The organism is Amycolatopsis sp. cmx-11-51, from assembly GCF_047608665.1.
Lineage (GTDB): Bacteria > Actinomycetota > Actinomycetes > Mycobacteriales > Pseudonocardiaceae > Amycolatopsis.
On sequence record NZ_JADNQO010000021.1, the window covers coordinates 57,140 to 82,048 of the forward strand.

General features: G+C 68.6%; 27 protein-coding genes and 1 pseudogene. 18 read left to right on the plus strand and 10 right to left on the minus strand.

Going from position 1 to position 24,909, the window contains the following annotated elements; genetic code table 11:
- Positions 1-71 precede the first annotated feature (71 nt).
- Entirely contained in the window at positions 72-551 is a 480-nt protein-coding gene (locus tag ACM6LU_RS36335) for an Lrp/AsnC family transcriptional regulator (protein WP_414942392.1), read from the minus strand.
- Positions 552-686: 135 nt separating this feature from the next.
- Here ACM6LU_RS36335 and pdhA point away from each other — a divergent pair, with 135 nt between their 5' ends.
- The 7 genes from pdhA to ACM6LU_RS36370 all read left to right on the plus strand — a co-directional run bounded on the left by pdhA (position 687) and on the right by ACM6LU_RS36370 (position 6,702).
- Positions 687-1,784, plus strand: coding sequence for a pyruvate dehydrogenase (acetyl-transferring) E1 component subunit alpha (pdhA, locus tag ACM6LU_RS36340; RefSeq protein ID WP_414942393.1), 1,098 nt, complete (start codon positions 687-689; stop codon positions 1,782-1,784).
- On the plus strand, positions 1,784-2,782 hold the full coding sequence (locus tag ACM6LU_RS36345) for an alpha-ketoacid dehydrogenase subunit beta (RefSeq protein WP_414942394.1): 999 nt from the start codon (positions 1,784-1,786) through the stop codon (positions 2,780-2,782). Before pdhA ends, ACM6LU_RS36345 begins: the two co-directional genes overlap by 1 nt.
- Positions 2,775-3,968, plus strand: a complete 1,194-nt coding sequence (locus ACM6LU_RS36350) for a dihydrolipoamide acetyltransferase family protein (protein ID WP_414942395.1) — start codon at positions 2,775-2,777, stop codon at positions 3,966-3,968. Before ACM6LU_RS36345 ends, ACM6LU_RS36350 begins: the two co-directional genes overlap by 8 nt.
- An 81-nt stretch (positions 3,969-4,049) precedes the next feature.
- On the plus strand, positions 4,050-5,318 hold the full coding sequence (locus ACM6LU_RS36355; RefSeq protein WP_414942396.1) for an MFS transporter: 1,269 nt from the start codon (positions 4,050-4,052) through the stop codon (positions 5,316-5,318).
- Positions 5,272-5,622 carry a VOC family protein gene (locus tag ACM6LU_RS36360; RefSeq protein ID WP_414942397.1) on the plus strand — a complete coding sequence of 117 codons (351 nt, stop codon included), beginning with the start codon at positions 5,272-5,274 and terminating at the stop codon, positions 5,620-5,622. The genes ACM6LU_RS36355 and ACM6LU_RS36360 overlap by 47 nt, the downstream gene beginning before the upstream one ends.
- Positions 5,623-5,729: 107 nt before the next feature.
- Positions 5,730-6,506: a PE-PPE domain-containing protein gene (locus ACM6LU_RS36365; protein ID WP_414942398.1), complete on the plus strand. Its 777-nt coding sequence runs from the start codon at positions 5,730-5,732 to the stop codon at positions 6,504-6,506.
- A 4-nt stretch (positions 6,507-6,510) separates the two neighbouring features.
- Positions 6,511-6,702: a hypothetical protein gene (locus ACM6LU_RS36370; RefSeq protein WP_414942399.1), complete on the plus strand. Its 192-nt coding sequence runs from the start codon at positions 6,511-6,513 to the stop codon at positions 6,700-6,702.
- Here ACM6LU_RS36370 and ACM6LU_RS36375 read toward each other — a convergent pair.
- Positions 6,695-7,405 (minus strand): GTP-binding protein, encoded by a 711-nt coding sequence (locus ACM6LU_RS36375; RefSeq protein WP_414942400.1) that lies wholly within the window; start codon positions 7,403-7,405, stop codon positions 6,695-6,697. The two genes, ACM6LU_RS36370 and ACM6LU_RS36375, sit on opposite strands and share 8 nt — an antisense overlap.
- Before the next feature lie 162 nt (positions 7,406-7,567).
- A complete protein-coding gene (locus ACM6LU_RS36380) occupies positions 7,568-8,704 on the minus strand; it encodes a serine hydrolase domain-containing protein (RefSeq protein ID WP_414942401.1) in 1,137 nt (378 codons plus the stop codon).
- A 222-nt stretch (positions 8,705-8,926) separates the two neighbouring features.
- Here ACM6LU_RS36380 and ACM6LU_RS36385 point away from each other — a divergent pair, with 222 nt between their 5' ends.
- Entirely contained in the window at positions 8,927-9,421 is a 495-nt protein-coding gene (locus tag ACM6LU_RS36385; RefSeq protein ID WP_414942402.1) for a hypothetical protein, read from the plus strand.
- Here the strand turns inward: ACM6LU_RS36385 and ACM6LU_RS36390 are convergent.
- Positions 9,418-9,777 carry a hypothetical protein gene (locus ACM6LU_RS36390; protein ID WP_414942403.1) on the minus strand — a complete coding sequence of 120 codons (360 nt, stop codon included), beginning with the start codon at positions 9,775-9,777 and terminating at the stop codon, positions 9,418-9,420. The two genes, ACM6LU_RS36385 and ACM6LU_RS36390, sit on opposite strands and share 4 nt — an antisense overlap.
- Positions 9,778-9,848: 71 nt before the next feature.
- Here ACM6LU_RS36390 and ACM6LU_RS36395 point away from each other — a divergent pair, with 71 nt between their 5' ends.
- The 3 genes from ACM6LU_RS36395 (at position 9,849) to ACM6LU_RS36405 (ending at position 11,763) form a co-directional block, all read left to right on the plus strand.
- Positions 9,849-10,244 (plus strand): GntR family transcriptional regulator, encoded by a 396-nt coding sequence (locus ACM6LU_RS36395; RefSeq protein ID WP_414942404.1) that lies wholly within the window; start codon positions 9,849-9,851, stop codon positions 10,242-10,244.
- A complete protein-coding gene (locus ACM6LU_RS36400) occupies positions 10,241-11,266 on the plus strand; it encodes a DUF1648 domain-containing protein (RefSeq protein WP_414942405.1) in 1,026 nt (341 codons plus the stop codon). Before ACM6LU_RS36395 ends, ACM6LU_RS36400 begins: the two co-directional genes overlap by 4 nt.
- Before the next feature lie 146 nt (positions 11,267-11,412).
- On the plus strand, positions 11,413-11,763 hold the full coding sequence (locus ACM6LU_RS36405) for a DUF5997 family protein (protein ID WP_414942429.1): 351 nt from the start codon (positions 11,413-11,415) through the stop codon (positions 11,761-11,763).
- On the opposite strand, the gene ACM6LU_RS36410 is transcribed toward ACM6LU_RS36405, so the two are convergent.
- From ACM6LU_RS36410 to ACM6LU_RS36430, 5 genes are all read right to left on the minus strand, one after another.
- Positions 11,760-12,503 carry a LysR family substrate-binding domain-containing protein gene (locus ACM6LU_RS36410; RefSeq protein ID WP_414942406.1) on the minus strand — a complete coding sequence of 248 codons (744 nt, stop codon included), beginning with the start codon at positions 12,501-12,503 and terminating at the stop codon, positions 11,760-11,762. The two genes, ACM6LU_RS36405 and ACM6LU_RS36410, sit on opposite strands and share 4 nt — an antisense overlap.
- Before the next feature lie 307 nt (positions 12,504-12,810).
- Positions 12,811-13,803 carry an ABC transporter permease gene (locus ACM6LU_RS36415; RefSeq protein ID WP_414942407.1) on the minus strand — a complete coding sequence of 331 codons (993 nt, stop codon included), beginning with the start codon at positions 13,801-13,803 and terminating at the stop codon, positions 12,811-12,813.
- A complete protein-coding gene (locus ACM6LU_RS36420) occupies positions 13,800-14,756 on the minus strand; it encodes an ABC transporter permease (RefSeq protein ID WP_414942408.1) in 957 nt (318 codons plus the stop codon). The genes ACM6LU_RS36415 and ACM6LU_RS36420 overlap by 4 nt, the downstream gene beginning before the upstream one ends.
- A gap of 38 nt (positions 14,757-14,794) precedes the next feature.
- Complete coding sequence (locus ACM6LU_RS36425; RefSeq protein WP_414942409.1) at positions 14,795-16,270, minus strand: sugar ABC transporter ATP-binding protein; 1,476 nt, start codon at positions 16,268-16,270, stop codon at positions 14,795-14,797.
- Positions 16,271-16,272: 2 nt separating this feature from the next.
- Positions 16,273-17,343: an ABC transporter substrate-binding protein gene (locus ACM6LU_RS36430; RefSeq protein ID WP_414942410.1), complete on the minus strand. Its 1,071-nt coding sequence runs from the start codon at positions 17,341-17,343 to the stop codon at positions 16,273-16,275.
- Between the two features lie 160 nt (positions 17,344-17,503).
- Between ACM6LU_RS36430 and ACM6LU_RS36435 the strand changes: the two genes are divergently transcribed.
- From ACM6LU_RS36435 to ACM6LU_RS36455, 5 genes and pseudogenes are all read left to right on the plus strand, one after another.
- On the plus strand, positions 17,504-18,502 hold the full coding sequence (locus ACM6LU_RS36435) for a LacI family DNA-binding transcriptional regulator (protein WP_414942411.1): 999 nt from the start codon (positions 17,504-17,506) through the stop codon (positions 18,500-18,502).
- A gap of 82 nt (positions 18,503-18,584) precedes the next feature.
- Positions 18,585-19,688 carry a sensor histidine kinase gene (locus ACM6LU_RS36440; RefSeq protein ID WP_414942412.1) on the plus strand — a complete coding sequence of 368 codons (1,104 nt, stop codon included), beginning with the start codon at positions 18,585-18,587 and terminating at the stop codon, positions 19,686-19,688.
- Entirely contained in the window at positions 19,685-20,332 is a 648-nt protein-coding gene (locus tag ACM6LU_RS36445; RefSeq protein ID WP_414942413.1) for a response regulator, read from the plus strand. Before ACM6LU_RS36440 ends, ACM6LU_RS36445 begins: the two co-directional genes overlap by 4 nt.
- A 96-nt stretch (positions 20,333-20,428) precedes the next feature.
- Entirely contained in the window at positions 20,429-20,827 is a 399-nt protein-coding gene (locus ACM6LU_RS36450; protein WP_414942414.1) for a hypothetical protein, read from the plus strand.
- Positions 20,828-20,829: 2 nt separating this feature from the next.
- Positions 20,830-22,185, plus strand: a pseudogene (locus tag ACM6LU_RS36455) (DJ-1/PfpI family protein); the annotation flags it as partial.
- Between the two features lie 38 nt (positions 22,186-22,223).
- On the opposite strand, the gene ACM6LU_RS36460 reads toward ACM6LU_RS36455, so the two are convergent.
- Positions 22,224-22,583 (minus strand): antibiotic biosynthesis monooxygenase, encoded by a 360-nt coding sequence (locus tag ACM6LU_RS36460; protein ID WP_414942415.1) that lies wholly within the window; start codon positions 22,581-22,583, stop codon positions 22,224-22,226.
- A 145-nt stretch (positions 22,584-22,728) separates the two neighbouring features.
- On the opposite strand from ACM6LU_RS36460, the gene ACM6LU_RS36465 reads away from it, so the two are divergent.
- Both ACM6LU_RS36465 and ACM6LU_RS36470 read left to right on the plus strand, forming a co-directional pair.
- Entirely contained in the window at positions 22,729-23,496 is a 768-nt protein-coding gene (locus ACM6LU_RS36465) for a DUF1206 domain-containing protein (protein ID WP_414942416.1), read from the plus strand.
- 51 nt (positions 23,497-23,547) lie between these two features.
- The gene (locus ACM6LU_RS36470) at positions 23,548-24,897 is read left to right on the plus strand and encodes a DUF2252 domain-containing protein (protein WP_414942417.1); all 1,350 of its coding nucleotides are present in this window, start codon (positions 23,548-23,550) and stop codon (positions 24,895-24,897) included.
- Positions 24,898-24,909: the final 12 nt, after the last annotated feature.

Here is a 24,909-nt window from a genome sequence, read left to right on the forward strand (position 1 = left end):
CTTGGGGACACGCGAGACCGACTCGTCGGCGGCTGGGTCACGGACCGCCTGCGATAAACGCAACTAGAGGACTAAACGCGGGGAGCGGCGCCCGCCTGTTCCTCGAAGATCAGCCAGGTCCGGGTCGACCGCACGCCGTCCAGTGCCTGCAGTCGTTCCAGGACGACGTCCCGCAGCGACGCGTTGTCCGGTGTCCGCACCAGCAGCAGGATGTCGAAATCGCCGCCGACCAATGACACGTGCTCGACGTACGGGATCTCCCGCAACTCCGCGGACATCGTGCGCCACGACGTCTGCTCGACGGTGATCAGGATGTACGCGCTCGTTCCGAGCCCGGCCCGCCGAGGGTCGATCCGGGCGCCGAAGCCGGTAATGACGCCGTCGGACATCAGCCGGTCGAGGCGAGCGTAGGCGTTGGTGCGCGAGATGTGCAGCCGCTCCGCCAGCGCGCGGACGGCGAGCCTGCCGTCGGCGGACAGTTCGGCGAGGATCGCGCGGTCGATGTCGTCGAGGGCAAGGACCGTTCGTCCCGGATCGGGTCCGTGAGCCACGCCACTGGTGGACGCTTGGTATGGCTGAACCGATCCTGTGGACAGTTTGTCGCTCATTTCGCCTACCTCTTGAACACCAGGACTCCAGAAACCACGATCTCAGCATCATATGTCTGTGAAAGGTGGTGCTGCGCCATGTCGCGGGAGACCCCAGCCGCCGCGTTGCTGCCGTCACCGGTTCCGGTGCGGTTCCTCGCCGAGGACGGCACGCGCGTCGACGAGCACGGCGACTACCTCGAGCCGCCAGCCGATCGGCTCGTCGAGGCCTACCGGCTGATGGTGCTCGGCCGCCGGTTCGACGTGCAGGCGACCGCGTTGACCAAACAGGGCCGCCTCGCGGTCTACCCGTCGAGCGCCGGCCAGGAAGCCTGCCAGGTCGCGAGCGCGCTCGCCCTCACCGAGGCCGACTGGCTCTTCCCCACCTACCGTGACTCGGTCGCCTTGGTCGCCCGCGGGCTCGAACCGGGTGAGATCCTGACGCTGCTTCGCGGCGACGCGCACTGTGGCTACGACCCGGCCGAGACCCGTGTCGCTCCCCAATGCACCCCGCTGGCCACCCAGACCCTCCACGCGGCCGGACTCGCGCACGCGATGCAGCGCCGGGGCGAGGAGGCCGTCGCGTTCGCGCTCATCGGGGACGGCGCCACCAGCGAAGGCGACTTCCACGAGGCGCTCAACTTCGCGGCCGTGTTCAAAGCGCCGGTGGTGTTCTTCGTGCAGAACAACGGGTTCGCGATCTCGGTGCCGTTCGAGAAGCAGAGCGCCGCGCCCGCGCTGGCCTACAAGGGCGTCGGCTACGGCGTCCGCTCCGAACAGGTCGACGGCAACGACGCCGTCGCGGTCCTTTCGGTGCTAAACGACGCCGTCGCGCACGCACGTTCCGGTCGTGGACCGGTCCTGGTCGAGGCGCACACCTACCGGATCGACGCGCACACCAACGCCGACGACGCCACTCGCTACCGCGACCAGGCCGAGGTCGAGAAGTGGCGCGCGGCCGACCCGGTCCGCCGCCTCGAGACCTACCTGACCACCGCGAACCTGTTGTCCGGCAGAGACATCGAGCGGTTCAAGGCCGAGGCGGAGACTTTCGCGGCCGGGGTGCGCGACACGCTGAACGCGGACGTGGAGCCGGATCCGTTGTCGTTGTTCGAGCACGTGTACGCCGTTCCGACCCGTCAGCTGGCCGCTCAGCGGGCGCTGGTCGCGGCCGAGCTGGAAGCCGTGGAGGGCTGATGACCGAGATCTCGATGGCCCAGGCGCTCAACGCCGCCCTGCGCGACGCCGTCAAGGACGACGACCGCGTGCTGATCTTCGGAGAGGACGTCGGCCCGCTCGGCGGCGTGTTCCGGGTGACCGACGGCATCACCGCCGACTTCGGCGAGGACCGTTGTTTCGACACACCGCTGGCGGAGTCCGGCATCGTCGGCTTCGCGGTCGGGATGGCGATGGGCGGGTTCCGCCCGGTGGTCGAAATGCAGTTCGACGCCTTCGCGTACCCCGCCTTCGAGCAGATCACCTCGCACGTCGCGAAACTGCGGAACCGCACCCGTGGCGCGCTGTCGCTGCCGATGGTCATCCGGATCCCCTACGCGGGCGGGATCGGCGGCGTCGAGCACCACTGCGATTCGAGCGAGGCGTACTACACCCACACGCCCGGTCTGCGCGTCGTCACGCCCGGCACTCCCCAGGACGCTTACGACCTCCTGCGCGACTCGATCGACTCACCGGATCCGGTGATCTTCCTCGAACCCAAGTGCCGCTATTGGTCCAAGGAACCCGTCTCCTTCACCCGTGACAGCGTCCCGATGGACCGCGCGGTCGTTCGCCGTGACGGCAAGGACGTCACGCTCATCGCATACGGCCCGATGGTCGCCACCGCGCTGGAGACCGCGGAGGCTGCGACCGCCGAGGGCTGGGACGTCGAAGTGGTCGACCTCCGGTCGCTGAACCCGTTCGACGATGAGACCGTCACCGCTTCGGTGCGCCGCACCGGGCGCGCGGTCGTCGTCCACGAGGCCGCCGGGTTCGGCGGCTACGGCGCCGAGGTGGTCGCGCGGGTCACCGAGCAGTGCTTCCACCAGTTGCACGCGCCCGTCCTGCGAGTCACCGGACTCGACATTCCTTATCCGCCACCGAAGCTGGAGCGCCATCAGCTCCCGGACGTCGACCGGATCCTGGACACCGTCGCCCGGTTGCAGTGGAACGACGAACCGGCGGTGGCCGGTGCCTGACTTCCTGCTCCCGGACCTCGGCGAAGGACTGACCGAGGCGTCGATCGTGAATTGGCTCGTCGCGGAAGGCGACACCGTCGGCGTCGACCAGCCCGTCGTCGAAGTGGAGACCGCGAAGGCCGCGGTCGAGGTGCCGGTACCGTTCGCCGGCGTCGTCACCCGCCTCCACGGCGAACCCGGCCAGTCGCTGCCGGTCGGCGCTCCCCTGCTCACCATCGGCCCCGGCTTCACCGAACCCGGCGTGACGACCGCGAGCGAGGGCAGCGGCAACGTCCTCATCGGCTACGGGACCACGACCACGACCCGGCGCCGTCGCACGCGCACCGCCGTCACCACTCCCCAGAAGCCGTCGAAGACACCAGGCGTCATATCGCCGTTCGTCCGCAAAATGGCCGCCGACAACAAGATCGACCTGGCGAGGCTGACCGGGAGCGGCCCCGGCGGCATCATCCGGCGCGCCGACGTCGAAGCGGCGCTCACCGTTCCCGAGCCGCGGGAGGGTGAGAAGCGGATACCGCTGACCGGGGTCCGCAAGGCGGTCGCCGACAAGCTGACGACCTCGCGGCGTCAGATCCCCGAGGCGACGGTCTGGGTCGACGTCGACGCGACCGAACTCGTCGCGGCGCGGAAGTCGCTCAACGCCTCGGCACCGGATCGCCCGGTCAGCCTCCTCGGCCTCGTCGCCCGGTTCGCCGTCGCGGGCCTGCGGAAGTACCCCGAGTTGAACTCGCGCGTCGAAGGCGACGAAATCGTCCAGTTGCGGGACATCAACCTCGGTTTCGCGGCGCAGACCGACCGGGGACTCGTCGTGCCGGTCGTCCGCGACGCGGGCTCACTGTCCACAAGAGAGCTTTCGGCCGCGATCGGCGAGCGGACCACACAAGCCCGGGAAGGAAAGCTCGGCCCGGCGGGTCTCACGGGCGGGACCTTCACGGTGAACAACTACGGCGTGTTCGGAGTGGACGGCTCCGCCGCGATCATCAACCATCCGGAGGCGGCCATCCTCGGCATCGGCCGGATCATCGACCGCGCCTGGGTCGTAGACGGCGCGCTCGTGGCGCGGAAGATCTGCGAGCTGACGCTGGCTTTCGACCACCGGGTCTGCGACGGCGGGACCGCCGGCGGTTTCCTGCGGTTCGTCGCCGACTGCGTCGAGTCGCCGGTCACCGCGCTCGGGGACCTCTGAGCGAGTCGTACAACTCACGGTTGTGACCCGCCGACGATCCGTTGTTCGACTTCGAGGCCCCGGCTTGCTTTGATCTCGCGAGTGGGTGGGAGATCGCTGGGGCGACGGTTCGGCTGGCTTTGGGCGGCGTACGCGGCCAGCGCTTTCGGCACCAGGTTCGCGTTCGACGCGTTCAGCCTCATCGCCATCGTGACACTGGGGGCGGGCACGACCGAGGTCTCGCTGCTGGCGGCCGCCGGGCTCGTCGTGGGCGCGGTGGTCGCGCTGCCGCTCGGCCCCTGGGTCGAGTTCCGCCGCAAGCGGCCGGTGATGATCGCGATGGACCTGGTCCGCTGCGGGGCGCTGCTGACCGTTCCGGTGGCGTACACGCTGGGACTGCTCGGTTTCGGCCAGCTTCTCGCCGTGTCGGTCGTCGTCGCCGCGGCCGACATCACGTTCCTGGCCGCCAGCGGGTCGTTCCTGAAATCGCTGCTGCCACCGGAGGACCTGCTCGTCGCGAACGCCCGGTTCGAATCCACCACCTGGACCGCGACGGTGCTCGGCCCGCCGCTCGGCGGCTTCGCCGTCGGCCTGTTCGGACCGGTGGTCACGATCGCCGCCGACGCGGTCAGCTACCTGCTGTCGGCGGCCGGGATCCGCGCCGTCGGCGGCTCGGAACCGCCACCCGCGAAGCCGGAAGGCCCTCGGCTGAGCGGCCGCGACCTGCGAGAAGGCTGGCGGTTCATCCTCACCCATCCGACGCTGCGACCCCTGTTCGTCAACACGATCGTGGTCAACGGCCTGATCATGGCGACCGCGCCCCTGTTCGCCGTCCTGATGCTCGGGCAGCTCGGCTTCACACCGTTCGAGTACGCGATCGCCTTCGCCGTGCCCTGTCTGGGTGGACTGATCGGGGCGAGACTCTCCCGGAGGGTCGTTCCGCGGTTCGGCCGGGACCGGGTCCTCTTCGTCTCCGGCTGGCTGCGCGTCTGCTGGCCCGTCGGACTGGTCTTCATCCATCCCGGTGTCTCGGGGCTGATCCTGGTCATCGTCGTCGAATTCGCCCTGATCACCTGCATCGGAGTGTTCAACCCGGTGCTCGCCACCAGCAGGCTCGAACAGGTGCCCACCGACCGTGCGGCGCGCACGCTGTCGGCCTGGTCGATCGCGGGCAAGCTCTCCACGGCTGCCCTGACCGCGCTGTGGGGTCTGCTCGCCGCGTTTACCGGCCCGCGTGCCGCGGTCGGCATCGCCGGCGCTCTCCTGCTCGCGACGCCGCTCCTGCTCCCCCGGAAGTGTCGGACCCCTGTGCCAGTATTCGCGCATGACGATCAAGAGAGTGGTCCCCGACCTCGAAACCCAGTCGATTGAGCAGGCGAAAGCCTTCTACGTCCACGTGCTTGGCTTCGAGGTCGTGATGGACCAAGGCTGGATCGTGACCGTGGCCGACCCGGATCGGCCGGAGGTCCAGCTGAGCCTCATGACCCATGACGAGACAGCGCCTGTCGTCCCGGTCGCCTCGATCGAGGTCGACGACGTCGACGCGAGGTATGCGGCGGCCAAGGCCTCCGGCGCGGAGATCGTGCACGAACTGACCGACGAGAAGTGGGGCGTCCGGCGGTTCTTCGTCCGCGATCCCAGCGGCCACGTGGTCAACGTGCTCTCCCACCGCTAGGGCCGTTCAGCCCAGTTCGTTGGCCCTGACAGCGGGTTTCATCAAAATTTCATGACGCATCCCTAACGTTTCGACACGCACCGTAGTCGAACGGAAGGACGATGAATATGAAGAAACTCAGGGGGGTCCTGGCGGCGGCCGCACTGGCCACCGGGCTGATCGGCGCCGTCGCGCCGTCTGCCCAAGCCGAGCAGGCCGACCAGGCGCGTTACTACATCCTCATCGGCGGCACCTGCGACGGGGCCGCGAGCGTGTACAACGACGCCTGGTTGCGGGGCGGGATCCGGAAGGTGGTCCACTACCCGGCGGGCGCCGCCGGTGCACCGAACTGCGACCAGACACCGATGGACCAGAGCGTCGCCCGCGGGCACGAAGAAGCCCGCCGCGTCGTCCAAAGCTCCTTCGACGAGAACCCCGGCGCGGAATTCACCGTCGTCGGCTACTCGCAGGGCGCGCTGGTCGCGAACCTGGTGCTGAACGACATCGCCGGCGGCAGGCTCGCCGTGGACAAGTCGCGGTTCAGGGCGAAGATCTTCGCCGACCCGATGCAGCCCGTCGGTCCGCCGGGACGCGGGATCAGCGCGGTGCTCCCTCCTGGCACCGGTGCTCCGTCGCCGTTCGGCGGCTACGTGTCGTTCGGGCCCGGCCGCACCGACTTCGGTGGCATCCCGTTCATCCGCTACTGCATCGAGACCGACGGTGTCTGCCACTTCGACACCTTCGAAGCTCCTGGCGGGTACTTCGCGCAGCACCTTTGTTACCAGTGGGCCCGTCCCACCGATCACCGCTCGATCATGGAGGACACGATCGCGGACGGTGTGTACACCAACGGTTCGCACGCGTTGCCGCGACAGAACTGCCGTCCGCCGCACCCCGCGCCGTGACCTGGTGAAGACTGCTGCCGCCCGGCGCCCGATCGCCGGATGGCAGCGGATCGAGCGATGGCCCGCCCACAATGTCGTGGGCGGGCCATCGTCGTTCTACCCGGCGGGCAGCCCTTCCGGTGCCGGGGCGTGGCCGGTCGGCCGGGCGGTGAACGTGCCCCGGCCCTGTGTCCGGCTGCGCAGTCACGTCACGTAGCCGACCAGTTCCGCCAAGGGCACGGTCGCGGTAGGCCGAACCGCACAGCACTACGACACCCCCCGCCGGTCCGGGTCAGCTCCCGCAGCGCCGAAACCAGCGTTTCCGTCGAAATCACCGACGATTCGCAGAACTCCTCCAACACGACTGGGTGGAGTTCCGTCACAGGCTCTCCGAGCAGGCAGCGACACCGGTTCGCTTCATCCACAAAGGACTCCGGAACCGGCCCGTCCTCGGCGGTCTCGGCACCGTCGGCCCAGGCCAGCGGTCGCATCCGTCGGCAACTGGACCACCAGCGGACGCGGATGGAGCCTGTCCGGCTGGATTCCACGGCCGCGTCCAGATCGGCGCCCGCGCGGTCGAGCTTGTTGACGAACGCGATCCGCGGCACGCCGTGCCGATCGGTCTGGCGCCACACCGATTCGCGCTGCGGTTCGACCCCGGCGACGCCGTCGAACACCGCGATCGCGCCGTCGAGGACACGGAGCGATCGTTCGTCCCACGAACAACTGACGGCGGCGGCGAAGATGGTGGTGCCACGGTCTCGCTCCTGGGAATCGAAATCGGTCACGGTCGTGCCGTCGTGGACCTCACCTCGTTTGTAGGTGGTGCCGGTGACGTACAGGATCCGTTCGGTGAGTGTGGTCTGCCCGCGTCGACGTGGGCGAGGATGCCAAGGTTGCGGACGGCGGGCACCGGGCACCCGGAGCCACCAGGATCACCTCGAACCGAACCGAGGGGACGACGTCGGCGTGGTGATGACGCACGGTCCAGTCCTTCTCGTCGGGGTGAGTTCCGTGGCGAGGGTAGCCACACCCCGCGTGGTCCGAGGACCGGTTTTCCGGCCGCGCACCGCCCCGCTCGATCACTTGCAGAACGCGGTGTCCACCGTGGCCATCACGGCCTTCGCTCCCTTCTCGCCGTCGCCGAAGGCCCCCGGCATCGCGGTCACGGCGAGCCCGACAGTGCGGCCGTCCTCCGTGGCGCCGCCGCGGGTCTCGAACCCGTCGATGTCCCCGCCGTGCCCCCAGTACACCCCGCCGCAGGTGAGCGGGTTGCTCATCAGGCCGAGGCCGTATTTCGTCCCGGGGAACAAAGGCGCGTCGACCGTCTTCCGCATCTCGGCCAGCTGCGCGGCGGGCACCAGCTTGCCTTCGAGGAGGACACGGAAGAACTTGCCGAGGTCGCTGGGCGTCGAGATCAGCTGACCGGCCGCGCCCGCCCACGACGGATCCATCTCGGTCGCGTCGATCACCTTGCCGGTGGCGACATCGCCGACGGCGTAACCCTGCGGGTGCCGTCCCTTGATGGTCTGGTCGCCGACCTGCGGCCAGTAAGTGTGCTTCAGGCCCGCTTTCTTGATCACGCGTTCGGTGATCTGCTCCTGAATCGGGCGTCCGGTCACCTTCTCGATCACCATGCCCGCCAGCAGGTAGCCGGTGTTGCTGTACTCCCATTTGGTGCCAGGCGCGAACTTCGCCGGGTGGCTCAACGCCGCGGCGAGCAGCTCGTGGGTCGGGAAGTAGCGGTGCTGCACTTGTTCGAAGTCCCGCAGCCCGAGGTGTTCGGTGTAGTTCGGGAGCCCGCTGGTGTGCTGCAGCAGCTGCCGGATGGTGATCTTGGTGCCGTCGATACCCTCCCCGCGCACGATCCCGGGAAGGTACTTCTCGATCGGCGCGTCCAGTTGCACCTTGCCCTCGGCCACCAGCTGCAAGACCGCGACCGCGGTGAACGTCTTGGTGTTGCTGCCCGCCCGAACCGCGCCGTCACGCGGGACGGGGACCTGACGGTCGATCCGCGAGGACCCCGAGACCAGCGACGTCGGGCGGCCGCGGCCGGTCACGTAGGCCAGCGCGGCCGGGAACTTCTCCTGACGCACCAACGAGTCGAGGCCCTTCTGCAGCTCCGTTCCCTTGGCCGGGGCCGCGTCCGCCGCAGTGGTCCACGCGGCGCCAAGCAGCCCCGCCACCGTCAGGACCACAACGCCTTTGCGTACCGTCATTCGCACTCCTTCTTCGACCGGATCAACACCGACAACACTGGTCGAACCGGATTCGAAGATCAGGAGGGCAGGCCGCCGAATCACCGGTAGCGCTGGCGCTACCCCTGTTAGTAGGGAACTTTTTTCCGACCAGAATTCGTCCCACCATTGTCTGCGCTGGACGCGGCTGGTTAAGGTCAGTTTCGGTAAGTGGACTAGACCACCCGAGGCCGGGAGGCGACGATGCCCCTCGACGAACAGCAGACCTGGGCAGTGCTGCGAGAGCTGGACGAACCCGGCCACTGGGAGGTGCCGCACGATTTCGACGGACCCGCGGCACGGGCTCGCTTCGAGCGACTGGCCGAGCGGCTCGATCGGCGATTCGACTGCTCCTGCGAGGTCGACCGTCACGTCCAGGACGCCAGCCATCTCGGCAGGATCGAGATCCCGGCCGGCGCGACCTCCGCGTCGGACCATCTGACGGTCACGATCAGCAATTTCGGTGGCCTGGCCGTGGTGACACTGGGAAATCCCGGCAGTTACGACGAGGACGAAGAGCAGGAGTTCTTCCCGGCCCATGACCGAAAACGGATCGAAGACGAGCTGGAAGCACTCGACTACCTGCCCGTCTCCGAACCTCCGCTGTGGACCAAGTACACCGGGATCAGCGGATTCGACGGCCTCTACCCGCCCGATCGGCCGCCGTCGTGGTGGGACCGGTTCTTCGACTACCTCTAGACGCGGGCGGTCAGCGCCTCGGCGACCTCTGCCGAGTCGGACGCGCTGATCAGCAGCTCGTCGAAGTGCAGCCCGGCGGCGGCGCGGTCGATCCCGACTCGCAGCGCCGGAACTCCCCTCCGTACCGACACCAGCTGCCGGACTCCTGTCCCCAGCCCCCAGAAACCCACCTTCAGCACACCGCTGATCAACACCCCGGCACGTCCGCCCCGCGCCCGGCCGACCGGTTCTTCGACGTGTTCGATAGCCGTGATCGCCGTCAGGGGAACGACCACTTCGTCGCGCCACACCGCCAGTCGCTCCCAGGTCGAGAACCTCACGCGCAACCCTCCGCCGGTGACATCCACCTTCGCCATCACGATCACCTTCCAACGCTATCAATCTGATGTAGTTGTTATAGTAAGTGTATAGCAGATATCCTTGCTGCGTGTTGCTGACTCTCGACCTCGACAGCGAGGTGCCGATCTACCAGCAGATCCGCGACCGGGTCGTCGAAGCCGTCGCCGACGGAGTGCTGACCGAGGGCAGCGCCCTGCCCTCCACCCGGCAACTCGGTGCCGACCTCGGGATCAACTTCCACACCGTCAACAAGGCCTACGACCTGCTGCGGACGCAGGGGCTCATCCGGATCAACCGCAAGACCGGCGCCATCGTCCGGCGCGACGCGGCGTCCGGACCGGCGAAGGACGGCTACGCGGACGAGTGGCAGGAGCGGCTGCGCACCCTGCTCGCCGAGGCCGTCGCGCTCGGCCTCGGCCCGCGCGAGGTGACAGGGCGTTGCGAGACCGTACTGGACTCCTTCGCCGTGAACGCGCGGCGATGACCGGCCCGGTTTGGCTGCGCCTCGCCCTGATCGGGTGCACCGCCGCCGTCTTCCTTTCCGCGCCAGCGCTGGCGCGGCCGACGCTCCCGTTCGGCGTCCGGATCCCCGCCGGGCGCACCGGCGAACCCGTTATCGCCCTCGTACGCCGTCGCTACCACCAGGGAACCGTGGCGGTCGCTCTGCTCGCCTGCGCGGCCGTTCTTTTCGACTGGCCTGGGCCCGACGTCGTCCTGATCGGCCTCATCGTGGGCTGCCCCCTGTTCGGAACCCTGGCGCACCGGTCGATCGTCGCCGCGAAACGGGACGGCGGCTGGTACACCGGAACACGGCAAGCGGTCGCCACCGACACTTCGCTGCGCTCGGACCCGGTTCGTCCACAGTGGATTCTTCTGGCGCCGTCGGTGTTGTTGGCCGTCGCCACGGCGGTCATCGGCCTGCTCGACGACCTGGCGGCCTTTTCGACTGTCTTCGCCCAGGCCTTCGTCGTCGTGCTGGTCTCGCTCCTGACCGTCGCGATCGCCAGGGCCCGCCCCGAGATCGACGCCGCACAACCGGCGGCGTCGGCGTCGCGGTACCGGGCGTACCTGCACGGCGTGCTCAGCCTGCTGCTGATCTCCGCCGGCTGCGTCAACGCGACGCTGCTCGTCGTTTCGCTGCAACTGTGGAAGGTCATCGAGACGACGGTGCCGGTCACGATCGTGGCCTACCTCCCCCTCGCTGCCGCTTTCATCGCGTGGATCGTCTTCTCCGTCCGGGCGGGCGACGCCGGGCACCGGCTGTCACCCACCGGCGACGAAGCGGAAACCCGGTACGAACAGCGCGACGACGAGCGCTACTGGCACGCGGCCGGGATGGTCTACCTGAACCGGGACGACCCGGCGCTGCTGGTGCACCGGCGGGTCGGGACTTACTGGACGCTCAACCTCGGGCATCCGGTCGCCTGGCTGGTCCTCGCCGCGGTCGCCGTCGTCGGAGTGCTCGCCGGATTCGGTGTCGTGACCCTCCCGGACAAGGGCGTCTGACGGTGTTCTGGCGGGAAGCAGGCGCCGACCCAGACGGCTCACAACCTTCTCGAAGACACCGGGAAGGCTGATCACCGGGCGTGATCGGAGGTGTCCGAGGCGCTCGTTACCCTGAGGGGATGACGTCGCAGAAAACCCCTCAAACCATGAAGCCCGCGACAGCGGCGAAGAAGCTGGGTGTGTACCTCGAGGCCACCCCGGCGGAGTTCCAGGAGGGTGTCGTCTCCCGCGACGAACTGAACGCGCTGCAGGCCGAGCCGCCCGAGTGGCTGCGGGACCTTCGCCGCAACGGCCCGCACCCGCGCCCGGTCATCGCGGCGAAGCTGGGCATCTCCATCAGCGGCCTGGCGCGGGGTGGCATCACTCACGCCCTCACCACGGAGCAGATCGACGCGGTCAAGACCGACAACCCCGACTGGCTCCAGCGGGAGCGCGAAACCCAGGCCGAGGTCCGCAAGGAGGAGGCGCGGGTGAAGGCCGCTCACAGCGAGAGCTAGCTCTTGCGCCGAGGCTTTCCACGCTTCCCGCCTTTGGGAGCGCCGCGCTGTCCCGTCGCCTTCCCGGACGGCGGCTTCCGGCCGCCGGCCTGGGGGCGCTTGCTCTTCTCCTGTTTCTCCTGGGGCTGCTGGCGGCCCCGGGTGCTGTTGACGGTCCGGCCACGGACGATCCCGATGAACTGCTCCATCAGGTCGGTGGTCTCGTCCTCCGGCCAGGAAAGCGCGACGCCGGACTCCGGGGTGCCGGAGATCGGGCGGTAGGTCAGGTCCCGCCGGTGGTGCAGCCGCGCGAGGGACTGCGGGACGACGAGGAGCCCGACGCCGGCGGCGACCAGTTCGATAGCGTCCGCCGTGGTGGCCGGGCGCTCCAGCGCGGGTTTCCCGGGCGGCCGCTCCCAGTCCAGCGTGTCGTCGAGCGGGTGCAGCACGACGTCGTCGGCGAGGTCTTCGACAGAGACCTCGTCCGCGGCGGCGACCAGGTGGTCCTTGGGGACGACGACCACGGTCGTCTCGGTGTAGAGCGGGATCGCGTGCAGGCCCTCGCGGTCGATAGGGAGTCTCAGCAGGACGGCGTCCGCCTCGCGCTCCCGGACCAGCGCGGCGGCTTCGGCGGGAGTCGTCTGGACAAGGTCGAGCGGAACGCCGGGCGACCGCTCGTTCCAGATCCGGACCCACTTCGAGGGCGTCACGCCGGGGACGTACGCGAGCTTGAAGGAGAGAGGTACGTCCGGGCCGGTCATGGCGGCAAGGTTACCGGGCGTGGTGTGACTCCCACGCGGTACTGACGCCTTCCGCAGCGGCCAGCGGTCTTGCGGCAGGATCTGGAGTGTCCCACTCTTTCTCCCGCTGCTGCCCAATCGCAATTAGTCCTCTACTTGCGGTAGGCAGGCAGGAGTGAGTGAGTGAGTGAGCGTGCCCCGGATAGCGGGCTGGCCGTTTCGCGTGACTGGTTGGACGTCACGCGTGACGGGATGGACGACACGTGCGCGGCCGGGCCGCGCGCCAAGACGTCAGGGCGCGTGCGGTTCTTCGGTGCGTGCGATCTCCCTATCTCCGGGTGGTCGTACGGGCCAGCGACCGCTGCAGAACCACGACCACCAGCAGGAACGCGCCGCTGACCACCGACTGGTAGTTGCTGTCGAGAGTTCCTATCTGATTGATGACGTTCTGGATGACCGTTCGGATGCCCACTCCGATGACCGTTCCGAGAATCGTGCCCATCCCGCCGGTCAGCAGGGTGCCCCCGATGACGACGACGGAGATGGCGTCCAGTTCGAGGCCGACCCCGATCACCGTGACGCCGGATTGCAGGTAGGCCGCGGTGAGCGCGCCCGCGAGCCCGGAAAGGACACCGCTCATCACGTAGACGGTGACCTTGGTGCGCGCGACCGGCAGTCCCATCAGCTTCGCGGACTGCTCCGAGCCACCGGTCGCGAAAACCGACTGCCCGAACCGGGTCCGCCGCAGCATGAGCCCGCCGATCAGGCACAGGGCCGCGGCGATGAACACCGGATAGCCGAAGCCGAACATCGTGCCGCGACCGAGTTCGACGAACGCCTCGTTCTCAGGGATCTTGTACGTCGTGGCGCCTTCGGAAGTGATCGCGAGCAACAAGCCGCGCGCGAAGAGCAACGTCGCCAGTGTGACGATGAACGGCGCCATCCCGGTTTTCGCCACGAGCAGCCCGTTGATCAGGCCGATCAGCCCGCATACCGCCAGCGGAAGCAGCAGCGCGAGGAGGAATCCCCATTGCGACCCGTAGGCCGCCAAGACCCCGCCGAGCGCGTAGACCGACCCCACCGACAGGTCGATGCCACCGGTGATGATCACGAACGTCATCCCGAGCGCGATGATCGCGAGGAAGGAACTCTGCAGGGCGATGTCGCGCAGGTTGTCCAGGCTGCCGAAGCGCGGGAACAACAGCCACGCCACCGCGACCATGAGCACCAGCGCGATCGCAGCGCCCTGTTTCTGCAGCACTCCGGTCATCAGCTCACGCCGGGTGGAGTCCTGACCGGCCAGTGTGGGCGCCGCGGTCATCGGCTGCTCCGTTCCCGTGCGACGTACACCGCGCCGACGATGATCGCGGCCTGGATCATCTGCGCGGTCGAATCCGGCAGGTTGTGCTTGATGAGCGTGGCGCGGACGAGCTGCATGAGCAGGACGCCCATCACCGTGCCGAGGATGCGGACGCGCCCGCCGGTCAGCGGGGTGCCGCCGACCACGACCGCGGTGATCGCGGACAGTTCCATCAGCAGCCCGGCGTCCGCGGGGTCACCGGCGCCGAGGCGGGCGGTGGAAAGCACCCCGGCCAGCGCGGCAAGGAGCCCGCAGAGCGCGTAGACGCCGATGAGGACGCGGTTGACCGGCAGCCCGGCCAGCACGCTCGCCCGCCGGTTGCCGCCGATGGCGACCAGCCGCCTGCCGAACGCCGTCTTCCCGACCAGCGCCGCCACCAGCACGGCCAGGACGGCCGCGATGAGCACGCTCACCGGGATCCAGAGCACCTCGCCGGTGCCCAACGCCAGGAACGCCGGATCGTGCAGCTGGATGAGCTGGCCGTCGGCGAGCACGAGCGCGAGACCGCGCCCACCGACCAGTAAGGCCAAGGTCGCGACGATCGGTTGAATGCCGACTTTGGCCACGAGGACGCCGTTGAACGCGCCGGCCGCCAGACCCGCCGCGAGCGCGATGGCCACCGCCGGCAACGTCCCCGCCCCGAGATACAGCGGGACGAGCGCGGCCGACAGCGCCATCACCGCGCCCACCGACAGGTCGACGCCCTCGGTGCCGATCACCAGCGCCATCCCGAGCGCCACCACCAGCACCGGAGCGGCCTGGATGAGCTGGGTGCGGAAGTTGCCGACGGTCAGGAAGTTCGCCGTGAACGCGATGTTGAACAGCACCAGCGCGACGACGGCGACGTACACGCCGTACTCCTGCAGCCAGCGCGCCACCCGGGTCCGGTCCACCGTTTTCCCCGTGTCCGCCATGGTGCTTCCAGGATCCTCTGCTCTCTGCTGGGTGCTGGTCATTCCGTGTCCCCGCCCGAAGCGATCGCGGCCAGCACATGGTCCTGGGTCAGCTGCTCCCCCGCCAGTTCCCCGACCACCGCGCCGTCCTTGAGCACGACCAGCCGATCTGCGCCGTCGAGGAGTTCTTCCATCTCCGACGAGATCAACAGGACGGCCAGCCCGTCGCGGGCGAGTTCGTCGATGAGCGCCTGGACCTCCGCCTTCGCGCCGACGTCGATCCCTCGCGTCGGCTCGTCGAGCAGCAGCACCTTGGGTTCGGTGCACAGCCAGCGGGCCAGCAGCACCTTCTGCTGACTGCCACCGGAGAGTTCGGAAACCTTCTGATCGGGGCTGGACACCTTGATGCGCAAGCGTTTCACGAACGTGTCGACGATCCGGTCCTGCCGGCCACGGCTGACCAATCCGAAGCGGGACAGCCTCGGCAACGCGGCGAGCACGATGTTCTCCCGCACCGAAAGATGGGGAATGATCCCCTCGGTCTTGCGGTCTTCGGCGAGCATGCTGACACCCGCGCGCATCGCGGCCGCCACATTCCCTCGCGGGACCGGCTTTCCGCCGACGAGCACGGTGCCGCCGGAAAGGGGCAGGTCGCCGACGATCGCCCGCGCGGTCTCGGTCCTGCCGGAGCCGAGCAACCCGGCGAGCCCCACGATCTCGCCGGGTTTGATCGACACCGAGACATCCGCGAGCCGATTGCCGCTGGTGAGGTTCTCCGCACGCAGCACCGGTTCCCGGCCTGACTCGTGGCCGCCCTCGAAGGCTGTCGCACCGTGGCTGCGGATGTCGCCCACACTGCGGCCCAACATCATCGACACGAGTTCGAGCCGCGGCAGGTCGGCGAGCGGTCCGGTGTGGACACGCTTGCTGTCCCGCAGCACCGTGACGCGCTCGCAGATCCGGTACAGCTCGTCCATCCGGTGACTGACGTACACGATCGCGATCCCGCGTTCGTGCAGTTTGCCGATGACCTCGAACAGCGTCTCGACCTCACGCGGTTCCAAAGAGGACGTCGGCTCGTCCATGATCACGACGTCGGCGTCGACCGACACCGCCCGCGCCAGCGCGACCATCTGCTGGGCGCCGACGCCGAGTGTCCCGAGTGGACGGCGGACGTCGGCGTCGATGCGATAGTCCGCCAGCAGCGCCGCCGCGTCGGAGTTCATCCGCGCCCGGTCGACGAGCCCGAACCGCTTCCTCGGCTCGCGGCCGAGGTACACGTTGCTCGCCACGCTCATCAGCGGGATGAGGTTGACCTCCTGGTAGATCGTGGAGATCGCGCCCCGCGCGCGGATCGTGCCGGAGTCCGGCCGGTGCACGCCGGTGAGCACCTTGATCAGCGTCGACTTGCCGGCGCCGTTCTCGCCGACCAGCGCGTGCACCTCACCCGGCCGGAGCGCGAACGACACGTCGTCCAGCGCGCGTACCCCGGCGAACGTCTTCGTCACGCCTTCGACCTCGAGGACCGGTTCCATCTTCAGTACGCGTTCCCGAGCTTCTGCGCCGCGTTCGCCGAGTCGTACTGGTCGTCGGAGATCACCACGGTCGGCGGGATCTCCTTGCCTGCGGCGAAGTCCTGCAGCGTGGAGAACGCGAGCGGGCCGAAGCGCGGGTTGGACTCGATGACCGCGTTGTAGCTGCCGTCGGCGATCAGCTGGACGGCGTTGCGGGTACCGTCGATCGAGACGATCTTGACGTCCTTGCCCGGTGTCTTGCCCGCGGCCTTGAGCGCGGTGACCGCGCCGATGCCCATCTCGTCGTTCTCGGCGTAGACGGCGGTGATCTCGGGGTTGCTCTGGATCAGCTGCTCCATGACCCCCTGGCCCTTGGACCGGTCGAACTCACCGGTCTGCTCGGCGACGATCGAGACACCCGGCGTCGAGGCGATCTCGTCCTTGAAACCCTTGGTGCGGTCGGTGGTCACGTTGTTGCCCGAAGCGCCGAGCAGGATCGCGACCTTGCCGGTGCCGCCGGTCGCGTTCACCATCTCCTGTGCCGCGCGCTTGCCCTGCTCGACGAAGTTCGACCCGATGAAGGTCAGGTAGTCGGAGCACGGCTGCGAAGTCACCTTGCGGTCGATCGTGATGACCGGGACCTTCTTGGCCTTCGCCGCGTCGAGTGCCGGCTGCAGGCCGTCGGAGTTCAGCGGCGCCACGATGAGCAGCTGCGCGCCCCGGTCCAGCAGCGATTTGATGTCGCTGACCTGCTTGTTGAGATCGCTCTGCGCGTTGGTGACCAGGAGTTTGTCCGCCGGGACACCGAGTTTCGCCGCTTCGTCCTTGATGGACTGTGTCTCGGCGATCCGGAACGGGTTCGCCTCCTTCTCCGACTGGGAGAAGCCGATGACCGCGTTCTTCACGTCCACCTGCGGGTATCCGGTCTTCTCGCGGGCGCATCCCGGCCCGGTCGCGGCCCGGCTCGGCGCCGCCGAAGCGGCCGGTCCCGCCCCCGACGGGGCGGCTTGCTGGGTTTCGCGGCTGGTGCAGGCCGTCAGCGCGAGCGCGAGGCCGGTCACCAGGACCAGGGTGCGGCGGATGGGCAGGGACATCGATCGCTCCTCGGGGAAGTCGAGCACACGGGCCTGCGGTGACCCATGTCACTCACAGGGACGATGCCAGATTTACATCGTTGGTACAACGTTGTAAATCCGCCGTTCGCGCGGTTAGGCTGTGCCGGATCTGTGCCGGATCTCTCAGAGGGGAGCGAGGGTGGCCACGCTCAAGGACGTCGCCAGGCTTGCGGGCGTCTCGGTCAAGACCGTGTCGAACGTGGTCAACGGCTACGACTTCGTGAAGCCGGAGAACCGCAGGCGGGTCGAGGAGGCACTGGCGTCGACCGGCTACCGGCCCAATCTCGGTGCCCGCAACCTTCGCCGTGGCCGCACCGGGTTCCTCGGGCTGATGCTGCCCGAACTGAGCATCCCGTACTTCGGTGAGCTCGCGGGCCTGGTGCTGCAAGCGGCGCAGGAGCACGAGTGGAACGTCCTCATCGAACAGACCCTCGGCACCAGGGATCGGGAGCGCAACGCGTTGTCCGCGCTGGGCCCGCATCTGATCGACGGGGCGATCATCAGCCCGGAAGCGTTGCACACCGAAGATTTCGGCGATCTGGCGCCAGGCGTGCCGCTGGTGATGCTCGGCGAGCACGTCGTGGACGTCCCGATAGACCACGTCGGCATCGACAACGTCCAGGCCGCCCGGATCGCGGTGCGGCATCTGCTCTCCCTCGGCCGTCGCCGGATCGCCGCGATCGGCGCGCATCCGCAGCGCCACACCGCCGCGCAACGGCTGGAGGGTTACCACCTCGCGCTCGAGGAGGCCGGCGTCGCGTCCACGCCGGAACTGGTCCTGCCCGCGCTGCGCTACCACCGCGCGAACGGGGCCGAGGCGATGGCGCATCTGCTCGCGCTGCCGGAACCGCCGGACGCGGTCTTCTGCTTCAACGACCTCCTCGCCATCGGTGCACTGCGCGCCGCCGCCGAGCGGGGCGTCCAGGTGCCGTCCGACATGGCGATCGTGGGCTTCGACAACAACGAAGAGAGCGCGTACAGCCTGCCCTCGCTGACGACGATCGCCCCGGACAAGGCGGCGATCGCGCGGGCGGCGGTCGATCTGCTAAGGCGCCGCATCGCGGGCGGGAGCGACCTCGAACCCGAAGACGTCCAGACCCCCTTCTCGCTGGAGATCCGGAACAGCACGATCGCCTGACTCCGCGTTTCGTCCTCTAGTTGCGGTAGTTCCGGGTACGAAGTACCGCAACTAGAGGACTAATTGCGTTTATTGTGTGTCCGTGAACCGGGCCCTGGCCGTGCTGACCCTCGTCGCGTATGTGACGTTGCCCCTCGGCTCGGCCAAGTACGAGACGCTCGTGCTGCCGACGCTCGTCGTCGGGCTGGTCTACGCGGCGATCGCGATCGTCGGCTTCCCCTGGGTCCAGAAACGCGGACGCGCCCTCGCGATCGCGTATGTCTGTGTTCAGTTACCGCTCGGCTTCACCCTGTTCTCGCTCTCGGGTGCCGCTGTCGGATCGGTCCTGCTTCTCGTGGTCCTCGTCTGCCACACCGTGTTGTCGCTGCCACTGCCCGTGGCGTTCGGGGTCGCGGTGCTGATTCCGTTGATCCACCTGCCGATGTCGCCGTTGGACGGGCTCCGCGAAGGGCTCGGGACGCTCGCGGTCATGGTGTTCGCCGCCGTCGTGACCGAGTTGGTCGTCCGGGAGAAGCGGGCGCGGGAGGAACTGGCCGAGGCGCACGAACGGCTTCGTGACTACGCCGCCCAGGCCGAACAACTCGCGACGACCCAGGAGCGCAACCGGCTCGCGCGCGACATCCACGACGGACTCGGCCATCATCTGACGGTCGTGCAGATGATGTTGCAGGCCGCCCGCGCGGTGATCGGTACCGCCGGCACGGAGCGGGTCGACGGGATGCTCGCCAAGGCGCAGGACCAGTCTCGGGAGGCGCTGGCGGAGGTCCGCCGCTCAGTCTCGGCATTACGGGAGCCGCGCTCCAAGCCACTCGCGGACGCGTTGCGGGTGCTCGCGGACGAGGCGTCCGCGGTGGGCGTGCCGACCGGGTTCGAGATCAAGGGGACGGCGAGGGAGACCCGCGCCGAGGTGGAGGAGTCGCTGTTCCGGGCGGCCCAGGAAGGACTGACCAACGTACGCAAGCACGCGCGGGCCAACGCGGCGACCGTGGTGCTCGACTACGCCGTCACCGATCGTGTCCGGCTCGAAGTCCGTGACGACGGCCTCGGGCTCGCCGCAGATTGCCCGTCGGACAAGGGCTTCGGGCTCGTCGGGCTGCGGGAGCGGGTGGCCGGGCTCGGCGGGCAAGTCTCTGTCGGCTCCGACGCGGGGAACGGCCTGACGCTCACCGTGGAGGTGCCGGGATGAGCGTTCGCGTCCTGATCGTCGACGACCAGGCGTTGTTCCGCGAAGCACTGGCGACCTTGCTGGAAGTCCAGCCGGAGATCGAGGTCGTCGGTGAGGCGGGTGACGGGGAGCAGGCCGTGCGGCTTTGTGCCGAACTCCGTCCTGACGTCGCGCTGATGGATCTGCGCATGCCGGTGCTGGACGGGATCGCGGCCACCACCCGGTTGCGGGCCGAGCAACCTGGCGTACGCGTGCTGGCGCTGACCACTTTCGACGACGACGCGGACGTCTTTGCCGCGCTGCGGGCGGGGGCCGTCGGCTATCTGCTCAAGGACGTCTCGTCGACCCGGCTGGTGGAGGCGCTGGTCGCGGCCAAGCGAGGTGAGTCGGTCCTGCAACCGTCGGTGGCGGCGAAGCTCGTCGCCAGGGTGGCGCGGTTGCCTGCCGAGACACCGCGCGCCCAGCCGCTGACGACGCCGCTGTCCGACCGTGAACTGGAAGTGGTCCGGCTCCTGGCGGACGGCCACAGCAACCGGGAGATCGCCAAAACGCTGTTCCTCGCCGAGGGCACGGTGAAGAACCTCGTGACGAGCGTGCTGGCCAAGCTCCAGGTGCGGGACCGGACCCAGGCGGCCTTGCGCGCGAGAGAACTCGGCCTCTTCTGACGGGTCACATGACCCCGTCCATGACTTCCGGCACCTGCCGACATGCCTTGCCGCGGCCGAACATTGCTCCCATCGAACCGATCGAGGGAGCCGAAAATGAATCACACGATCGAACCGAAGACCCGTAACCGGGCCGTCCTGCACTTCATCCGGCACGCCGTGGAAATGCTCCTCGCGATGGTGGCCGGGATGCTCGTCCTCGAACCGGTCTGGTCGTTCCTGTGGCCGGACCTGGCGAAGAACGTGACCGCGAGCGCGCTGGTGATGGCGACAAACATGTCGCTCGGCATGGCGTTGTGGATGCGGATCCGGCGCCACGGCTGGGTTTCGATCGCGGAGATGTCGGCCGCGATGTACTTGCCCTACGTTCTCGTCCTGCCGTTCTTCTGGACCGGACTGGTCTCCGGACCGACGGTGATGACGGCCGGGCACGTGCTGATGGTGCCCGCGATGCTCGCCGCCATGCTCCGCCGCCGCGTCGAGTACGGGGCCTGACCATGCGCGCCTTCCTCCGCGTCACGCTGACCGTGCTGGCGTTCACCGTCGCCGCACTAGCCCTGCCGCTCACCCTGGGCGGGATCACGCTCAGCGCCAGCTTCGAGAACCGCTACACACCGAGAACCGACGGGATCTCGCCACAGCCGGTGCGCCGGGCGCACGATTCCGCCAAGCCGACCGCGGTGGTCGTCGTGGGAAACGAGGGCGCCGTCGTCTCCGATACCTTGGCCCCGTTCGAAGTCCTGGCGACGAGCGGCGCGTTCAACGTCTACACCGTCGCACCCGAGGCCAGGCCGGTCACCCTGACCGGCGGACTCGACCTGATCCCCGACCTCGGCTTCGCCGACCTCGACAGGCTGCTCTCGTCCGCCGCCCCGGACGTCGTGGTGGTGCCCGCCTTGCCGGATCTCGGCGAGCCGACCACGCGACCGGTGACCGACTGGCTCCGGCAGCAGTCGTCGAAGGGCGCGCTGCTCGTGAGTGTCTGCAACGGTTCGGGTGTCCTCGCCTCGGCCGGGCTTCTCGATGGGCGGCAAGCCACCGCGCACTGGTCGCGTATCGGCGGCTTCGACGACGAGTTCCCCGCCGTGGACTGGATCCGCGGCACGCGCTATGTCGACGACGGCACCATCGTGACCACGGCCGGGATCCTGTCCGGGATCGACGGGGCGCTCCGGGTCACCGAGCGGCTCGCCGGCACCGAAACCGCACGGAAGGCGGCCGAGGCCGTCGGGTGGACGCACTACTCCCCCGGCGCAAGCACGCCGATGGCGCAGCACACCTTCGAGGCCGCGGACACCGTCGTCGGGTTCAACACCGCCTTCCGGTGGGACAAGCCGATGCTGGGCGTCCTGCTGACCACCGGGATCCGTGAGCTGGAACTCGCCGCGGTGTTCGACACCTACGGCCAATCGCTGGCGGTCGAAACAACGGCCGTCGGCCTGGACGGCGCGCCGATCCGGTCCCGGCACGGGCTGACTTTCGCCCCGAGGGGCACGCCTGCCGAGGACGACGTCGACCGGTTGATCGTGCCGGGCGCCGACGCGGCCGCGACGCACGCCGCCGAAGGATACTCACCCGTGTACCTGCACACCGGGCCGGGCTTCCCGTTCGACGCCGTGCTCCAAGACCTGGTGCGCACCACGGACACCGCGACCACGCGATGGACGGCCAGAACCCTGGAGTACCAGACCGGACACCTGGCGCTCGGCGGCGCCGCGTGGCCGTGGACGGTCACGCTCCGGCCGTTCGGGCTCGCCGTCCTCGGACTGCTCGCGGCCTTCGGGATCCGTGCTCGCTATCGCGGGATCCGGCGGACGGAGCCGACCGGGCGACGCGGGGTGGTCGTGCCCGGACCGGCGGACCGGGACTTTCGGCCCTCCCGGCGACGCGATCAGCCACCTACCCGCGGGCCCGGGCCCGTCTCGCGGACGACGCGATAGCGCGGGTTCGCGCTCACCCGTGACTCCACCTCTCCTGGAAGGCCGTCGAGCGCCGCCTGGATGGCTTCAAGACGGCCTGCGGTGTCCGACGTCTCCTCGAAATGCCGGTAGTCCGCCTCGCTCGCCCAGCTGACGAGGTTGAAGACCCGTGTCCCGTCGATGCTCGCGTGGAAACGCGCCGAGACGTAGCCCGGGTAGAACCGGACCCAGCGGTCCTGGATTTCGGCGAAAGCCTCCACCAACGCCGTCTGGGTCTCGGGTCCGTCGACCGCGTACTCGATGATCGAGTAGAAACCCTTGTCCTCACTCATGGTCACTCCTTCAAGTCGGTCACATCAGGATTCACCCTCCACTTAGGTGGAGATCAAGTGCGGCTTGATCACGAAACTTGACAGATCGGACACATTGCTCCGGCCGGCCCTGGTCAACAGGCGCGCGCTCGACAAGGATCACCCGATGCGCGACAGCAAGACGTTCGACCTGATCGCCCGAGGCGGGCTCGTCTGTTACGCGGTCGTGCACCTGCTCGTCGCGTGGCTCGCGGCGCAGGTCGCGCTCGGCGACAAGGCCAAGGCGGACAAGGCGGGCGCCTTGCAGGTGGTGGTCGCGGAAGGCGGCGCGTGGCTACTGTGGCTGATCGCGGCCGGTCTCGCCGTACTGGCGTTGTGGCAGCTCAGCGAGGCGGTCACCGGGCACCGGCAGGTGAAGGCGCGGCGGCGGACGGTCCGCCGGATCGTCAGCGGGATCGAGGTCGTGCTGTACGGCCTCGTCTCCTACAGCGCGGTGAAGGTCGCCATCGCGGGCGCCGACGACGGGCAAGGCTCGCTGGTCGCCGACATCCTCGCGCAGTCCTACGGCCAGGTTCTGGTGACCGTCGTCGGGATCGCCGTCGTGGCGGTGGCGGTGTTCCTCGCCCAGCGCGGGTTCCGGAAGACGTTCGTGCGGGAACTCGACTTCGGCAGTGCCTCCGGAACGACCCGCACCACGACGATCCGCCTCGGCCAGGTCGGCTGGATCGCGCTCTCCGCCGCGTACGGCACCATCGGCGTCCTGACCGTCATCGCCGCGGTCACCTTCGACCCCGCCAAGGCGAGCGGGCTCGACGTCGCGCTGAAGACGCTGGTCGCGCAGCCCTACGGTGGCCCGATGCTGCTCGCGCTCGCGGCCGGTATCGCCGCGTTCGGCGCCTTCGCGCTGCTGGACGCGCGATTCCGGAAGATCTGAGCTGCCCGGCACGCCGACCTGTGGCACGGTGAGAGCCGTCTGGAGGTCGCAATGGCAGGTGTGGTCGAATGGATCCGCGAGCAGGGTGAGGACGATCGGCAGGCGCGGATCGTCGAGGTGCTGGTGGAGGCCTTCGAAGACCTCATGCGCGCGGACGCCGACGCGTTCCGCCGTAAGTTCCGCAAGATGGCGGCCGCGCCGTTCGCCTTCTACCGCGGTTCCGCGTGCTTGTTCTACGCGGACATGGCGCACGAGGACGACCCGTGGGCGAACGACGAGACCAGCCGGGTGTGGATCCAGGGCGACCTCCACGCCGAGAACTTCGGCAGTTACATGGATTCGTCCGGGACACTGGTGTTCGACGTCAACGACTTCGACGAGGCCTATCTGGGCTGCTTCACCTGGGATCTCAAGCGGCTGGCGGCCAGTGTCGCGCTGCTGGCGTGGAGCAAGGCGATCTCGGACGACGACATCGAGACGCTGATCGGCACCTATCTGCGTGCCTACGTGAAGCAGGTCCGCGAGTACGCCGAGCGCCCCGGCGACGAGCTTGTCCGGCTCCAGCTCGACAGCACCGAAGGCATCCTGCACAACGTGCTGCTCCGGGCCCGGCTGAAGACCCGGATCGACCTGCTCGATGCAGTGACCACAGTGGAGGACTACGACCGCAGGTTCCGGCACGGGCCGGGGGTCCGGGTCCTGGAGAAGGCGGAACGCAAGACCGCGATCGCCGCCTTCGAGTCCTATTTGGACACCATCCCGGAGCACAAGCGGTTCGGCAGCATCACCTACCGGGTCAAGGACATCGTCGGCAGGACCGGATTCGGCATCGGCTCGGCCGGGCTGCCCGCGTACAACATCCTCGTCGAAGGACGTACCCAGGCGTTGGAGAACGACGTCGTCCTGTCGATGAAACAAGGGAATGTCGCGGCGCCGAGCCGGATCGTGTCCGAGCAGAGCATCCGCGGCTACTTCACCAACGAGGGTCACCGCACCGCCGTTTCGCAGCGCGCGCTGCAGGCACACGCGGATCCTTGGCTCGGGTACACGGAGATCGACGGCACCGGGTTCGTCGTCTCGGAGTTGTCACCCTACGTCGACGACCTGGACTGGTCGGATCTGACCGAGCCGTCGGAGATGCGTCCGGTGCTCGACTACCTGGGCCGGGCCACCGCGAAGATGCACTGTGTGTCCGATTCGGACTCCGATCAGACACTGGTCGACTTCCAGAGCGAAGCGGCCATCGCCGGGGTGATCGGCGACCGCGAGGACGAGTTCGTCCGCACGCTCACCGAGTTCGGGATGGCCTACGCCGAGCAGTCACGGGAAGATCACCGGTTGTTCGTGGACGCCTTCCGCGGTGGGAAGATCCCCGCCGTCCGGCCTGCCGCGGAGGGTTGACCGGACGACGGG

Excerpts from the sequence above, each read along its gene's own strand:
- ACM6LU_RS36415 (WP_414942407.1), bottom strand. The coding sequence starts at position 13,803 with ATGACCGCGGCGCCCACACTGGCCGGTCAGGACTCCACCCGGCGTGAG.
- ACM6LU_RS36345 (WP_414942394.1), top strand. The coding sequence starts at position 1,784 with ATGACCGAGATCTCGATGGCCCAGGCGCTCAACGCCGCCCTGCGCGAC.
- ACM6LU_RS36450 (WP_414942414.1), top strand. The coding sequence starts at position 20,429 with ATGAATCACACGATCGAACCGAAGACCCGTAACCGGGCCGTCCTGCAC.
- ACM6LU_RS36360 (WP_414942397.1), top strand. The coding sequence starts at position 5,272 with ATGACGATCAAGAGAGTGGTCCCCGACCTCGAAACCCAGTCGATTGAG.
- ACM6LU_RS36465 (WP_414942416.1), top strand. The coding sequence starts at position 22,729 with ATGCGCGACAGCAAGACGTTCGACCTGATCGCCCGAGGCGGGCTCGTC.
- ACM6LU_RS36385 (WP_414942402.1), top strand. The coding sequence starts at position 8,927 with ATGCCCCTCGACGAACAGCAGACCTGGGCAGTGCTGCGAGAGCTGGAC.
- ACM6LU_RS36365 (WP_414942398.1), top strand. The coding sequence starts at position 5,730 with ATGAAGAAACTCAGGGGGGTCCTGGCGGCGGCCGCACTGGCCACCGGG.
- ACM6LU_RS36410 (WP_414942406.1), bottom strand. The coding sequence starts at position 12,503 with ATGACCGGCCCGGACGTACCTCTCTCCTTCAAGCTCGCGTACGTCCCC.
- ACM6LU_RS36400 (WP_414942405.1), top strand. The coding sequence starts at position 10,241 with ATGACCGGCCCGGTTTGGCTGCGCCTCGCCCTGATCGGGTGCACCGCC.
- ACM6LU_RS36430 (WP_414942410.1), bottom strand. The coding sequence starts at position 17,343 with ATGTCCCTGCCCATCCGCCGCACCCTGGTCCTGGTGACCGGCCTCGCG.
- ACM6LU_RS36445 (WP_414942413.1), top strand. The coding sequence starts at position 19,685 with ATGAGCGTTCGCGTCCTGATCGTCGACGACCAGGCGTTGTTCCGCGAA.
- ACM6LU_RS36380 (WP_414942401.1), bottom strand. The coding sequence starts at position 8,704 with ATGACGGTACGCAAAGGCGTTGTGGTCCTGACGGTGGCGGGGCTGCTT.
- ACM6LU_RS36390 (WP_414942403.1), bottom strand. The coding sequence starts at position 9,777 with ATGGCGAAGGTGGATGTCACCGGCGGAGGGTTGCGCGTGAGGTTCTCG.
- ACM6LU_RS36425 (WP_414942409.1), bottom strand. The coding sequence starts at position 16,270 with ATGGAACCGGTCCTCGAGGTCGAAGGCGTGACGAAGACGTTCGCCGGG.
- ACM6LU_RS36460 (WP_414942415.1), bottom strand. The coding sequence starts at position 22,583 with ATGAGTGAGGACAAGGGTTTCTACTCGATCATCGAGTACGCGGTCGAC.
- ACM6LU_RS36470 (WP_414942417.1), top strand. The coding sequence starts at position 23,548 with ATGGCAGGTGTGGTCGAATGGATCCGCGAGCAGGGTGAGGACGATCGG.
- ACM6LU_RS36405 (WP_414942429.1), top strand. The coding sequence starts at position 11,413 with ATGAAGCCCGCGACAGCGGCGAAGAAGCTGGGTGTGTACCTCGAGGCC.
- pdhA (WP_414942393.1), top strand. The coding sequence starts at position 687 with ATGTCGCGGGAGACCCCAGCCGCCGCGTTGCTGCCGTCACCGGTTCCG.
- ACM6LU_RS36420 (WP_414942408.1), bottom strand. The coding sequence starts at position 14,756 with ATGGCGGACACGGGGAAAACGGTGGACCGGACCCGGGTGGCGCGCTGG.